This window comes from Enterobacter sp. Bisph1 (genome assembly GCF_000814905.1).
In the GTDB taxonomy this organism is placed as follows: domain Bacteria; phylum Pseudomonadota; class Gammaproteobacteria; order Enterobacterales; family Enterobacteriaceae; genus Kosakonia.
The window spans coordinates 1-13,678 of sequence record NZ_JXAG01000050.1 but is presented as its reverse complement, the minus strand read 5'-3'; the positions used below and the strand labels follow the sequence as shown (position 1 = coordinate 13,678).

14 protein-coding genes are annotated in these 13,678 nt (G+C 53.7%); 9 read left to right on the top strand and 5 right to left on the bottom strand.

All coding sequences use genetic code 11. The features are described 5' to 3' along the window. Positions 1 to 67 precede the first annotated feature (67 nt). The 5 genes from hflD (at position 68) to RW65_RS17680 (ending at position 5,566) form a co-directional block, all read left to right on the top strand. The gene (hflD, locus tag RW65_RS17700; RefSeq protein ID WP_039058126.1) at positions 68 to 697 is read left to right on the top strand and encodes a high frequency lysogenization protein HflD; all 630 of its coding nucleotides are present in this window, start codon (positions 68 to 70) and stop codon (positions 695 to 697) included. Between the two features lie 19 nt (positions 698 to 716). Then, a complete protein-coding gene (gene purB / locus RW65_RS17695; protein ID WP_039058125.1) occupies positions 717 to 2,087 on the top strand; it encodes an adenylosuccinate lyase in 1,371 nt (456 codons plus the stop codon). A 135-nt stretch (positions 2,088 to 2,222) separates the two neighbouring features. Then, entirely contained in the window at positions 2,223 to 2,897 is a 675-nt protein-coding gene (phoP, locus tag RW65_RS17690; RefSeq protein WP_039058124.1) for a two-component system response regulator PhoP, read from the top strand. Continuing rightward, complete coding sequence (gene phoQ, locus RW65_RS17685; RefSeq protein ID WP_039058123.1) at positions 2,894 to 4,291, top strand: two-component system sensor histidine kinase PhoQ; 1,398 nt, start codon at positions 2,894 to 2,896, stop codon at positions 4,289 to 4,291. Before phoP ends, phoQ begins: the two co-directional genes overlap by 4 nt. A gap of 153 nt (positions 4,292 to 4,444) precedes the next feature. Then, positions 4,445 to 5,566 (top strand): ribosomal protein uL16 3-hydroxylase, encoded by a 1,122-nt coding sequence (locus tag RW65_RS17680; protein WP_039058122.1) that lies wholly within the window; start codon positions 4,445 to 4,447, stop codon positions 5,564 to 5,566. Positions 5,567 to 5,614: 48 nt separating this feature from the next. On the opposite strand, the gene pepT is transcribed toward RW65_RS17680, so the two are convergent. Next, complete coding sequence (gene pepT / locus RW65_RS17675; protein ID WP_039058121.1) at positions 5,615 to 6,841, bottom strand: peptidase T; 1,227 nt, start codon at positions 6,839 to 6,841, stop codon at positions 5,615 to 5,617. A 250-nt stretch (positions 6,842 to 7,091) separates the two neighbouring features. On the opposite strand from pepT, the gene potA reads away from it, so the two are divergent. After that, positions 7,092 to 8,252 carry a spermidine/putrescine ABC transporter ATP-binding protein PotA gene (gene potA, locus RW65_RS17670; RefSeq protein ID WP_197058903.1) on the top strand — a complete coding sequence of 387 codons (1,161 nt, stop codon included), beginning with the start codon at positions 7,092 to 7,094 and terminating at the stop codon, positions 8,250 to 8,252. Next, on the top strand, positions 8,236 to 9,099 hold the full coding sequence (gene potB, locus RW65_RS17665) for a spermidine/putrescine ABC transporter permease PotB (RefSeq protein ID WP_039058119.1): 864 nt from the start codon (positions 8,236 to 8,238) through the stop codon (positions 9,097 to 9,099). Before potA ends, potB begins: the two co-directional genes overlap by 17 nt. A gap of 91 nt (positions 9,100 to 9,190) precedes the next feature. Here potB and RW65_RS17660 read toward each other — a convergent pair whose 3' ends face one another. Together RW65_RS17660 and RW65_RS17655 are read right to left on the bottom strand one after the other, a co-directional pair. Further along, positions 9,191 to 9,676: a DUF3828 domain-containing protein gene (locus tag RW65_RS17660; RefSeq protein WP_231564406.1), complete on the bottom strand. Its 486-nt coding sequence runs from the start codon at positions 9,674 to 9,676 to the stop codon at positions 9,191 to 9,193. Then, positions 9,652 to 9,939, bottom strand: a complete 288-nt coding sequence (locus RW65_RS17655) for a hypothetical protein (protein ID WP_231564412.1) — start codon at positions 9,937 to 9,939, stop codon at positions 9,652 to 9,654. Before RW65_RS17655 ends, RW65_RS17660 begins: the two co-directional genes overlap by 25 nt. Before the next feature lie 272 nt (positions 9,940 to 10,211). On the opposite strand from RW65_RS17655, the gene potC reads away from it, so the two are divergent. Beyond that, positions 10,212 to 11,009 carry a spermidine/putrescine ABC transporter permease PotC gene (potC, locus tag RW65_RS17650; protein WP_039058117.1) on the top strand — a complete coding sequence of 266 codons (798 nt, stop codon included), beginning with the start codon at positions 10,212 to 10,214 and terminating at the stop codon, positions 11,007 to 11,009. 29 nt (positions 11,010 to 11,038) lie between these two features. Next, a complete protein-coding gene (potD, locus tag RW65_RS17645; RefSeq protein ID WP_039058116.1) occupies positions 11,039 to 12,085 on the top strand; it encodes a spermidine/putrescine ABC transporter substrate-binding protein PotD in 1,047 nt (348 codons plus the stop codon). Positions 12,086 to 12,128: 43 nt separating this feature from the next. Here the strand turns inward: potD and cobB are convergent, their stop codons facing one another. Then, on the bottom strand, positions 12,129 to 12,950 hold the full coding sequence (gene cobB, locus RW65_RS17640) for a Sir2 family NAD+-dependent deacetylase (protein WP_039058115.1): 822 nt from the start codon (positions 12,948 to 12,950) through the stop codon (positions 12,129 to 12,131). Between the two features lie 14 nt (positions 12,951 to 12,964). Then, positions 12,965 to 13,678: N-acetylglucosamine kinase (nagK, locus tag RW65_RS17635; protein WP_039058114.1), on the bottom strand; the 714-nt coding region annotated here is incomplete at its 5' end.

Genomic DNA, 13,678 nt, shown 5'->3' with positions numbered 1-13,678 from the left:
GAATTGCACAATCGGAACGGCCTACGCCCGCAGCGTTGATGCATAGCGGGCAGATAAAGGAGTAAGTGTGGCGAAGAACTATTACGATATTACCCTGGCGCTGGCGGGCATTTGTCAGTCGTCTCGCCTGGTGCAACAGCTGGCGCATCAGGGGCACTGTGACGCTGACGCGCTGCATGTTTCATTAAATAGCGTAATTGACCTGAACCCGGACTCAACATTAGGCGTCTTTGGCGGCAGCGAAACCAATCTGCGCACCGGTCTGGAGACGCTGCTCGGCGTGCTTAACGCCAGCAACCGGCAGGGGCTGAACGGCGAACTCACCCGTTACACCCTCAGCATGATGGTGCTGGAGCGCAAGCTTGCCGCCAGCAAAGGCGCGATGGCGACCCTCGGCGATCGCATCAGCGGTTTACAGCGCCAGCTGGAGCACTTCGATCTGCAATCGGAAACGCTGCTGAGCGCGATGGCGGCTATCTATGTCGACGTTGTCAGCCCGCTGGGGCCACGTATTCAGGTCACCGGCTCGCCAGCCGTGCTGCAAAGTCCGCAGGTGCAGGCAAAAGTTCGCGCGACGCTGCTGGCGGGTATCCGCGCTGCGGTGCTCTGGCACCAGGTTGGCGGCGGTCGTCTGCAGTTAATGTTTTCCCGAAATCGCCTGTCGACGCAGGCCAAACAAATTCTCGCTCATTGTTAACCTCCCGGAGTTGTGACTTATGGAATTATCCTCCCTGACCGCCGTTTCCCCTGTCGATGGACGCTACGGCGATAAAGTCAACGCGCTGCGCGGGATCTTCAGCGAATTTGGTTTGCTGAAATTTCGCGTGCAGGTTGAAGTGCGCTGGCTGCAAAAACTGGCGTCTCACGCGGCGATCAAGGAAGTTCCTGCTTTTGCTGCCGACGCAAACGGTTACCTCGATAAAATCGTCGAAGACTTCAATGAAGAAGACGCTGCGCGCATTAAAACCATCGAACGCACCACCAATCACGATGTGAAAGCGGTGGAATATTTTCTTAAAGAGAAAGTCGCAGCGATCCCGGAATTACACGCCGTGTCGGAGTTTATTCACTTCGCCTGCACTTCCGAAGATATCAATAACCTCTCCCATGCGCTGATGCTGAAAACCGCGCGCGACGACGTTATCCTGCCGTACTGGCGCAAGCTTATCGACGCGGTAAAAGATCTGGCTCTGCAGTATCGCGATATCCCGCTGCTCTCGCGCACCCATGGTCAGCCGGCAACGCCGTCGACGATGGGTAAAGAGATGGCCAACGTCGCCTATCGTATGGAGCGCCAGTTCCGTCAGCTTAATCAGGTTGAAATTCTCGGCAAAATCAACGGCGCGGTGGGTAACTATAACGCCCATATCGCCGCCTACCCGGAAGTCGACTGGCATCAGTTCAGCGAAGAGTTTGTCACCGCGCTGGGCATTCAGTGGAACCCGTACACCACGCAGATTGAGCCCCATGACTATATTGCCGAGCTGTTTGACTGCATGGCGCGTTTTAACACCATTCTGATCGATTTCGACCGTGATGTTTGGGGCTACGTGGCGCTGAACCATTTCAAACAGAAAACCATTGCCGGTGAGATTGGTTCGTCCACCATGCCGCATAAAGTCAACCCGATTGATTTTGAAAACTCCGAAGGTAACCTCGGCCTGTCTAACGCCGTCCTGCAGCACCTGGCCAGTAAACTGCCGGTTTCCCGTTGGCAGCGCGATCTGACCGACTCCACCGTGCTGCGTAACCTCGGCGTTGGCGTTGGCTATGCGCTGATCGCCTACCAGTCGACACTGAAGGGCGTGAGTAAACTGGAAGTCAATCGCGATCGCCTGCTCGACGAACTGGATCATAACTGGGAAGTGCTGGCGGAGCCGATCCAGACGGTTATGCGTCGCTACGGCATCGAAAAGCCGTACGAAAAATTGAAAGAGCTGACCCGTGGTAAACGCGTCGACGCAGAAGGTATGAAGCAGTTTATCGATAGCCTGGCGCTGCCGGAACACGAAAAAGAGCGCCTGAAAGCGATGACGCCGGCGAACTATATTGGCCGCGCTATCACCATGGTTGATGAACTGAAATAATCCCCCTCGCCTTTAAGACTCTCTTTCCACCGTGAAAGAGAGTCTCTTTCCTCACCGGTTTAATAAATGTTTATCCCCTGAGCACCACAATCAGCGTTAAACTATTTGTATCAAAAAATATGGAGAGTTCTGACGATGCGTATCCTCGTTGTGGAAGATAATGCTCTGTTGCGCCACCATTTAAAAGTTCAGTTGCAGGAGTCAGGACACCAGGTAGACGCCGCAGAAGATGCACGGGAAGCGGATTACTTTTTGAACGAGCATCTGCCGGATATCGCCATCGTCGATCTCGGCCTGCCGGATGAAGATGGTCTGTCATTGATTCGCCGCTGGCGCAGCCATGACGTCACGCTGCCGGTGCTGGTGCTGACCGCCCGTGAAGACTGGCAGGATAAAGTCGAAGTGCTCAGCGCCGGTGCCGACGACTATGTCACCAAACCGTTCCACATTGAAGAAGTGGTGGCGCGGATCCAGGCGCTGATGCGGCGTAACAGCGGTCTGGCATCACAGCTTATCTCGATGCCGCCGTTCCAGGTCGATCTCTCGCGCCGTGAACTCTCTATTCACGATGAAGTGGTAAAGCTTACCGCCTTTGAATACACCATTATGGAGACGCTGATCCGCAACAGCGGCAAAGTGGTGAGCAAAGATTCGTTAATGCTGCAGCTTTATCCCGACGCCGAGCTGCGCGAGAGCCACACCATTGACGTGTTGATGGGACGGTTACGGAAAAAGATCCAGGCGCTCTATCCGGCGGATGTGATTACCACCGTGCGCGGTCAGGGCTACCTGTTCGAATTAACAAAATGAGACGCCTGTTGCGCCATCTGATGCCGCTCTCTCTACGGGTTCGCTTTCTCCTCGCGACGGCCGCCGTAGTGATGGTGCTGTCCCTCGCTTACGGAATGGTGGCGCTGGTGGGTTACAGCGTCAGTTTTGATAAAACCACCTTCCGGTTGCTGCGCGGTGAAAGCAACCTGTTCTATACCCTGGCACGCTGGGATAACGATAAACTCAGCGTTAACCTGCCGGATAATCTCAATCTGCAAAGCCCGACGGTGGCGTTGATCTACGACCAAAACGGGCAGTTGATTTGGTCGCAGAAAAAGGTGCCCTGGCTGGAGAGGCTGATTGCGCCCCAATGGCTAACCGCCAACGGTTTTCATGAAATAGAAGCCGATGTCGATTACAGCAGTACGCTGGTGAGAAATGACCACTCGGTCGCGGTCAATATCTATCCGGCGACGGAGCGCATGCCACAGCTGACGATTGTCGTGGTCGATACCATCCCTATCGAGCTTAAACGCTCCTATATGGTCTGGAGCTGGTTCATTTACGTGCTCGCCGCCAATTTGTTGTTAGTGATCCCGCTGTTGTGGCTGGCGGCGTGGTGGAGTTTGCGCCCTATTGAAGATTTGGCCCGCGAAGTGCGCGAGCTGGAAGAGCACCATCGTGAGCAGCTCAATCCGGAAACCACCCGCGAGCTCACCAGCCTCGTTCGCAACCTTAATCGGCTATTAAAAAGCGAGCGCGAACGTTATGACAAATACCGCACCACCCTCACTGATCTCACCCACAGCCTGAAAACACCGTTAGCGGTGCTGCAAAGTACGTTGCGATCCTTGCGCTGCGAGAAAATGAGCGTCACTGCCGCCGAGCCGGTGATGCTGGAGCAGATCAGCCGTATTTCCCAGCAGATTGGCTACTATCTGCATCGGGCAACCATGCGCGGCACCAGCGGATTACTGAGCCGCGAACTGCATCCGGTCGCGCCATTACTCGATAGCCTGACCTCGGCGTTAAACAAAGTCTATCAGCGTAAAGGGGTCAACATTAGCCTCGATATTTCACCTGAAATTAGCTTTGTCGGCGAGAAAAATGACTTTATGGAAGTCATGGGCAACTTGCTGGATAACGCCTGCAAATATTGTCTGGAATTTGTCGAAGTCTCCGCCCGCCAGACCGACGAAACGCTGCATATTTTTGTTGAGGACGACGGCCCGGGGATCCCGGCGGCGAAACGCGAAATTATCTTCGATCGCGGCCAGCGCGCCGATACCTTGCGGCCGGGCCAGGGCGTTGGGCTTGCCGTGGCACGCGAGATTGTCGATCAGTACGACGGTCAGATCCTGACGGATGAAAGTTTACTCGGCGGGGCAAAAATGGAAGTGATTTTTGGTCGCCAGCATATCAGCCAGCAATGATTACTCTCCCGTAGCAAAGGCGGGTACGAAAGAACAAAAAGGAGCCAATGTTGCTCCTTTTTACTTTTCTGTCACATCGTTACGCAGACAAAACGCCCGTGCAGCATTACTATGATCTTTTGTTTAACCCCTCATAACACGCCGGAAACGCATATGGAATATCACGTAGAGATAAACTGGCCAGACTTTATTCAACGCTACTGGCAAAAACGCCCGGTAGTGATAAAGCGTGGAATTAAGAATTTTGTCGACCCGATAAGCCCGGATGAGCTGGCGGGGCTGGCAATGGAAAATGAAGTGGACAGCCGCCTGGTCAGCCATTTTGAAGGTAAATGGCAGGTGGGTCACGGTCCGTTCGAAAGCTACGATCACCTCGGTGAAAATAACTGGTCGCTGCTGGTGCAGGCCGTTAACCACTGGCATCAGCCCGCTGCGGCGTTAATGCGTCCGTTCCGTGCCCTGCCCGACTGGCGTACCGACGATTTGATGATTTCGTTTTCCGTGCCCGGCGGCGGCGTGGGCCCGCATCTCGATCAGTACGATGTGTTTATTATTCAGGGCACCGGCCGCCGCCGCTGGCGCGTTGGCGAAAAAACAACGCTGAAGCAGCATTGTCCGCATCCGGATCTGCTGCAGGTTGATCCCTTTGAGGCCATTATCGATGAGGAGATGGAGCCGGGCGATATCCTTTATATTCCACCGGGATTCCCTCATGAAGGCTACTCGCTGGAAAATTCATTAAACTACTCGGTGGGCTTCCGCGCGCCAAGCGGCCGGGAGCTTATTAGCGGCTTTGCCGATTATGTTTTGCAGCGCGAACTCGGCAGCCAACGCTATAGCGATCCGGAGGTGCAGCTGCGCGATCATCCGGCGGACATTCTGCCGCACGAGCTGGATAAACTACGGGAAATGATGCTCGGGTTAATTAATCAACCGGAGCAGTTTAAGGAGTGGATGGGCGAGTTTATTTCCCAGTCGCGCCATGAGCTGGATGTCGCGCCGCCGGAGCCGCCTTACCAGCCGGATGAAATTTACGATGCGCTGCAGCAGGGCGATAAGCTGGTGCGTCTTGGCGGTCTGCGCGTATTGCGAATTGGTGAGGACATTTATGCCAATGGCGAGCGCATCAACTCCCCGCACCGCCCGGCGCTGGAAGCGCTGGCCAGCCATATTGAGCTGACAGGTGAACATCTCGGCGACGCGCTGGAAGATCCCTCCTTCCTCGCGATGCTCGCTGCGCTGGTGAACAGTGGTTACTGGTTCTTCGAAGATTAACCGAGGTTTCGCCCGGCGGCGCTTGCCGTCGGGCGAAATAAAGAAAGTTTACTCGCCCTTAGCGGTAAGTTCCGCAATGCGCACGATTACCTGCACCGCTTTTTCCATCCCTTGCAGCGTCACAAACTCATGTTTGCCGTGGTAGTTATAACCGCCGGTAAACAGGTTCGGGCACGGTAGTCCCATAAAGGAAAGCTGTGCGCCGTCGGTGCCGCCGCGAATCGGTTTAAGATCCGGCTCGATGTCACAATCACGCATCGCCTGCTGCGCTACTTCGAGGATATGCGGGAACTCAATAACCTTTTCACGCATATTGTAGTAGCTGTCCTCGATCGCCAGTTCGATATAGCAATCCGGGTGCAGCCCTTTGCCGACTTTTTTGGCGATCTCCATCATCTTACGTTTACGCGCTTCGAAGTTTTTCCGATCGAAATCACGAATGATGTAGTGCATCTCGGCGCGTTCAACGCTGCCTTTGATACTGGTGAGGTGGTAGAAACCCGCGTAACCATCGGTCTGCTCCGGGCTCTCCTCTTCCGGTACCAACGCATGAATTTTGCTGGCCAGCGTCAGGGCATTAACCATCACCCCTTTCGCGGTGCCGGGATGGACATTGTTACCCACAATTTTGATATTGACCGACGCGGCATTGAAGTTCTCAAACTCCAGTTCGCCCACGCCGCCGCCATCAACGGTATAGGCCCATTTCGCGCCGAATTTTTCCACTTCGAAATGTTTTGCCCCTTTACCGACTTCTTCATCCGGGGTAAAGGCGACGCAAATATCGCCGTGGGGAATGTTGTTCTTCTTGAGTACCGCCAGCGCCGTCATGATCTCCGCGACGCCCGCTTTATCGTCCGCGCCGAGGAGAGTTTTACCGTCGGTTGTGATCAGCGTCTGGCCCAGCATTTGGTGCAGAACCGGGAACATCACCGGCGAGAGGATCTCATCGCCGACGCCCAGCGCTATGTCGCCGCCGCGATAGTTTTCAAGGATCTGCGGATTCACATTCTTACCGCTGCAATCCGGCGAGGTGTCGACATGGGAGATAAAACCAATCGCCGGAACGGGTTTTTGCACATTCGACGGCAGCTTCGCCATCACCGTGCCCTTCTCGCTTAGGGTGACATCCGTAAGCCCCATCTCTTCGAGCTGGTCTTGAAGTAAACGCAGGAGCTTCCATTGTCCGTCCGTGCTTGGCACCTGGCGAACGCCCGGCTTAGATTGAGTGTCCAGAGAAACGTACTGTAAAAAACGCTCTAATAATTTATCCATGAAGCCCCCCAACAAAATGTCTCAACATTATCAGTAAGGGTGAAAAGACAAATATTGCGTCAGGTCACTTTTACCCCGTAAACGAGAATATTTTCAAAATTGCGTCAAGCTGCGTAAGTCTGGCGTGGAAAGTGGCGGCTTGCCTCACGCAACGCGAACAACAATTGGCGATCTTTTAGGTTTGCCGTAGAATGCCAGCCCTTATATTGTGCACAACCCTCAAGGTGGTTCATCACAAACCCCGCATCGGATAAGGCTTTTCGATGCGCAGACACGGGACAGAGTAGAAAAATTGAACACACAATCGCGTTCGCGTTCACCGCTGGTGGAACTGGCTGGTATTCGCAAAAGCTTTGATGGCAAAAATGTCATTTCTGATTTTAGCCTCACCATCAATAATGGCGAATTTCTGACGCTGCTGGGCCCTTCCGGCTGCGGAAAAACCACCGTTTTACGCCTGATCGCCGGGCTGGAAAATGTCGATGAGGGTCATATCCAGCTGGATGCCCAGGATATTACTCGCGTTGCGGCAGAACACCGCCATGTGAACACCGTCTTTCAAAGTTACGCCCTCTTCCCGCATATGACCGTGTTTGAAAACGTAGCTTTTGGCCTGCGGATGCAAAAGACCCCGGCGCAGGAGATTGCCCCGCGCGTTACCGACGCGCTGCGCATGGTGCAGCTTGACGAGTTCGCGCAGCGAAAACCGCACCAGCTTTCCGGCGGGCAACAACAGCGCGTCGCGATCGCACGCGCGGTGGTCAATAAACCGCGCTTACTGATGCTGGATGAGTCACTCTCGGCCCTTGATTATAAGCTACGTAAGCAGATGCAAAACGAGCTCAAAGCGCTGCAGCGTAAGCTCGGTATCACCTTTGTCTTTGTCACCCATGATCAGGAAGAAGCGCTGACCATGTCAGACAGAATTGTGGTGATGCGCGACGGGCGTATCGAGCAGGACGGCACGCCGCGCGAAATCTATGAAGAGCCAAAAAATCTGTTTGTTGCCAGCTTTATTGGTGAAATCAATATTTTTAACGCCACGGTGATTGAGCGCCTCGACGATAGCCGGGTGCGGGCTAATGTCGAAGGGCGCGAATGCAATATTTATGTCAACTTCGCGGTGGAGAAAGGCCAGCAATTGAATGTGCTGCTGCGCCCGGAAGATCTGCGCGTGGAAGAGATCAACGACATTGCCGAAACCGAAGGGCTAATTGGTTATGTGCGCGAGCGTAACTATAAAGGGATGACGCTGGAATCGATGGTCGAGCTGGAAAACGGCAAGATGGTGATGGTCAGCGAATTCTTTAATGAGGACGATCCGGATTTTGACCACTCGCTGGATCAAAAAATGGCTATCACCTGGGTTGAAAGCTGGGAGGTCGTACTGGCTGATGAAGAGAACCAGTAAATTCCAGAAGGTGGTGATCGCCACTATCGTCGGTTGGCTTGTGCTGTTTGTTTTTCTGCCCAACCTGATGATCATCGCCACCAGCTTTTTGACCCGCGATGACGCCAGCTTCGTTAAGCTGGTCTTTACGCTGGATAACTACGCGCGCCTGCTCGATCCGCTCTATTTCAACGTGCTGCTGCACTCGCTGAATATGGCGGTCATCGCCACGCTGGCCTGTCTGGCGCTGGGCTATCCTTTCGCCTGGTTTCTGGCAAAACTGCCGGCAAAGGTGCGTCCGCTGCTGCTGTTTTTGCTGATTGTCCCCTTCTGGACCAATTCGCTGATCCGCATTTACGGGCTGAAAATCTTTCTCAGCACTAAAGGCTATCTCAACGAGTTTCTGCTGTGGCTGGGGGTTATCGACACGCCGCTGCGCATTATGTTTACGCCGAGCGCGGTGATTATCGGGCTGGTCTATATTCTGCTGCCGTTTATGGTGATGCCGCTGTATTCGAGTATTGAAAAGCTCGATAAACCGCTGCTAGAAGCGGCAAGAGATCTCGGTGCCAGTAAACTCCAGACCTTCCTGCGCATCATTATTCCCCTGACCATGCCGGGGATTGTTGCCGGCTGCCTGTTGGTAATGCTGCCGGCAATGGGGCTGTTCTACGTATCCGATTTAATGGGCGGTGCAAAAAACCTGCTGATCGGTAACGTGATTAAGAGCCAGTTTTTAAATATCCGCGACTGGCCGTTCGGTTCGGCTACCAGCATTACGCTGACTATCGTGATGGGACTGATGCTGCTGGTGTACTGGCGCGCGGCGCGGATGCTGAATAAAAAGCCGACAGATTTAGACGAATAACCGCGCATTATGTCATTCGGGCATGCGCTTTCCTCTTCGGTAAGCGCATGCCATCGACTTTATTGTCTAAGCTGGTGAAGGCGCTGGGTGATTAATTGAGTTTCTGCTCATAGTTATCTCCCGCGTCAATAACGCGAAAAATCTTCCAGCCGCCATTCTCGTTACGTGTCCATACCTGAAGATGAGCATTCTCGTTCCCCTTCAGCCCAAGCCAGACATCCAGTTTCATGCTCCCTTTATCAGGGTAAGCGGGGGAAACTTTTATCTGCTTCTCCCATTCAGGGAAAATGTCCTGAGCGTAGGTAAAATAATCAGCCATCAGCAGCTCTTGTTCCGGCATATGATAAATTTCGTCCATACGCTTAAGTAATTTCGCCGATACCCATCTATTCATTTGCTCAAGCTTGATGATGTTTGGCGGCGAAGCGTCACTGTTTAACTGATGCAGATAAAATGTATAGAATTGGGTGACATTTTTCTGAATATCCGTTTCCGTGTTGGCACAGGCGAAAGGGAGGTAAGCCGCCAAAAGTAATGAAAAAAGAAGTCGCATTATTTCTTCCTGTAAATTATCCACGATGGATGAAGTCTTCTATAGCCCGGCCCGGGATACATATCACGTTGTTTAAAATCTGAATACCATGTTTTACCATCAAACATCGTCATATGACCTATTCCGTTGCCTCCGGCATACGGCTGGATAATGGCAACATCCCCTTTTTCGGGCTGTGCCGTCTGGGGTAATGCAACGAACCCTGCTTTTAGCAACGAGTCACCGTAATCCTTGGCAAATTTAGTCGATATCAGGGTGATACCTCCAGCCTCGCTACCTCTCCGCATATCGGCCTGGAACACTTACTTCCAAGAAACCCCTACGATAATCTATCGTTATAGCGACAGTAATGATTAAAAATCGGTAAATTTCCTCATTCATCGCGGCCTTTTTTTTCGGCAGACAAAACTTTTGTTGTAAAATGCGCGGCCTCAAGCAACTGTCGACGAACGGACGGTGCGATGAAATATTGTGGAGAGGTTTTGGCAAGAGCAGAGAAAGTGATGTATTTCAACTCATTAAAACAAACTAACCTACTGATGAATAGGCTGGAACTCGAATGATCGGTCGACTGCTGCGCGGCGGCTTTATGACCGCCATTTACGCTTATCTCTATATCCCGATCATCATCCTGATCGTCAACTCCTTTAATAGCTCGCGTTTTGGCATCAACTGGCAGGGATTTTCCACCCAGTGGTATCGCCTGTTAATGAACAACGATAGCCTGCTGCAGGCGGCGCAGCACTCGTTAACCATGGCGGTGCTGTCGGCGACGTTTGCTACGCTGATTGGCTCACTGACCGCCGTGGCGCTCTATCGTTACCGTTTTCGCGGCAAACCATTTGTCAGCGGCATGCTGTTTGTGGTGATGATGTCGCCGGATATCGTGATGGCCATCTCCTTGCTGGTGCTGTTTATGCTGCTCGGCGTTCATCTCGGCTTCTGGTCGCTGCTCTTTTCCCATATCACCTTCTGCCTGCCATTTGTGGTGGTAACGGTATTCTCCCGTCTGAAAGGCTTCGATGTGCGTATGCTGGAAGCGGCGAAGGATCTGGGAGCCAGCGAGATGACTATTTTACGCAAAATCATTCTGCCGCTGGCGCTACCGGCAGTGGCCGCGGGCTGGCTGCTGAGCTTTACCCTGTCGATGGATGATGTGGTGGTTTCATCGTTCGTTACCGGGCCGGGGTATGAAATCCTGCCGCTAAAAATTTACTCGATGGTGAAAGTGGGCGTGTCGCCGGAAGTCAACGCGCTGGCTACCATTCTGTTACTGCTTTCGCTGGTGCTGGTAATTGCCAGCCAGCTTATTGCCCGGGATACCACGAAATCCCGACGCAGCAAAAACTTTGCCTGAATATCAGGCTCAACTCAGGGGACGTTTGAATGAAAAACTGGTCACGCCACCTGCTCGCGGCGGGCGCACTTGCCTTCGGCATGAGCGCCGCCCACGCCGACGACACTAAAACACTCTATTTCTATAACTGGACCGAATATGTTCCGCCGGGGCTGCTGGAGCAGTTCACCAAAGAGACGGGCATCAAGGTTATCTATTCGACCTATGAATCGAATGAAACCATGTACGCCAAGCTCAAAACCTATAAACAAGGGGCTTATGACCTGGTGGTGCCGTCAACCTACTTTGTCGACAAGATGCGCAAAGAGGGCATGATCCAGAAGATCGATAAAACGAAGCTGAGCAATTTCGCCAATCTCGATCCGCAAATGCTCAACAAGCCTTTCGATCCCAATAACGACTACTCGATTCCCTACATCTGGGGCGCGACGGCAATTGGCGTGAACAGCGAAGCCATCGATGCGAAAAGCGTCACCAGCTGGGCCGATCTGTGGAAACCGGAGTATAAAAGCAGCCTGCTGTTAACGGATGATGCGCGCGAAGTGTTCCAGATAGCGCTGCGCAAACTCGGTTATTCCGGCAATACCACCGATGCGAAAGAGATCGAAGCGGCTTATAAAGAGCTGCAAAAACTGATGCCAAACGTGGCGGCGTTCAACTCGGATAACCCGGCGAACCCCTATATGGAAGGCGAAGTGAATCTTGGTATGGTGTGGAACGGGTCCGCCTTTGTGGCGCGCCAGGCGGGAACGCCGCTTGAGGTAGTGTGGCCGAAAGAAGGCGGCATTTTCTGGATGGACAGTTTAGCGATCCCTGCCAACGCGAAAAATGTCGACGGCGCGCTAAAGCTGATCAACTTCCTGCTGCGCCCGGAGATTGCCAAACAGGTCGCCGAAACTATTGGTTATCCAACGCCCAACCTGGCGGCGCGGAAACTGCTGAAACCGGAAGTGGCGAATGATAAATCCCTCTACCCGGATGCGGAAATTGTTGATAAAGGCGAATGGCAAAACGATGTCGGCAGCGCCAGCGCGCTGTATGAAGAGTATTATCAGAAGTTAAAAGCTGGCCGTTAAATCACCGCTTGTCGACCGGGTCGCGTGCCCGGTCGACAACCCGCTAAAGCCCTTTCAGCAGTTTTTCGACATACTCCGGCACCACATCGCTTGCCAGCCCATAATGTTTCTCGGCAAACTCGCTGCCGACCTGGCTTGGTTCGAGGTTCAGCTCTACGGTGTGCGCACCCTGCAGCTTCGCTTCATGGACAAAACCGGCGGCCGGGTAAACATGACCGGAGGTGCCGATGGCGATAAACACATCCGCCATCGCCAGCGCGCTGTAAATGTCATCCATCCCCAGCGGCATTTCACCGAACCACACCACATGCGGACGCAGCGGCGCGGGAAACTGGCAGCAGTGACATTTATCATCGTCATTCACATCGCCGGTCCATTCCAGCACCTGTCCGCTTTGCGAACAGCGCACTTTTAGCAGTTCGCCATGCATATGAATGATATTTTTGTTGCCCGCGCGCTCATGCAGGTTATCGATGTTTTGCGTGATCAGCAAAAACCTGTCCCCCAGCGCCTGCTCCAGCGCCGCCAGCGCCTGATGCGCGGCATTGGGTACGATCTCCGGCTGCTGCAGCTGCCTGCGCCGATCGTTATAGAAGGTTTGCACCAGCTGCGGATTACGGGCGAAACCTTCCGGCGTCGCCACATCTTCAACGTGATGCTCTTCCCACAGCCCGTCCGCGGCGCGGAAGGTGCGAATGCCGGACTCAGCGGAAATGCCCGCTCCCGTCAAAACAACGACTCTTGGTTTTTCCATTACGTCTGACACCATTATGTCTCTGAAAAAAATACGCTGGCGTAAGCGCTCGCGCAGACGGCGTTTGTTACGGCGAAAACGACTGAGACGATGTGAACGTCGCGATTGCATGGCATCCTCTCAGATTAGTCAGTGAGATGAAGAAAGGCCGCACCGCGCATGCCGCCCGCATCGCCGTGGCGAGCGCGTTCGATACGCGGCACATCGCCCGCCGGTAACAGATGCGGTGCGATACGCGCCGGCAACATCTGCGTCAGGGGGCTGAAATTCGATAAGCCGCCGCCAATCACCAGCAGGTCAGGATCGACAATCGTCAAAATATTGCCCAGACAGACCGCCAGCAGATCGACATAGCGCTCAACATGCGCCAGCGCTTTCGCATCACCTTGTTCCCAACGCGCGATGATTTCCGGCGCTGACAAGGTTTGATGATAGAAGTGACGGTATAACCACGCAAAACCGCGACCGGAAAGATAGTTTTCAATACAGCCGATTTTACCGCAGCCGCAGCGGGTCAGGGGGAAATCAAAGCCCATTAGCCCCAGCGCATCCACCGGCAGACGAATATGACCAAATTCGCCAGTGATAAAACGCCTGCCGGCAATGGATCTGCCGTTGACCACCAGCCCGCCGCCGACGCCGGTGCCGAGGATTAAACCCATCACCAGCGGATACTGGCGGAACTCGTCATCCCAGGCTTCGGAGAGGGTAAAACAATTAGCGTCGTTGTCGATGCGCACATCACGTTCGAGCATCGCGCTGAGATCGGCGCGCAGCGTACGACCGCTGGCGGCAGGGAGATTCGCGGCATACAGCGTGCCGTCGGCGGTTTCAGGCAT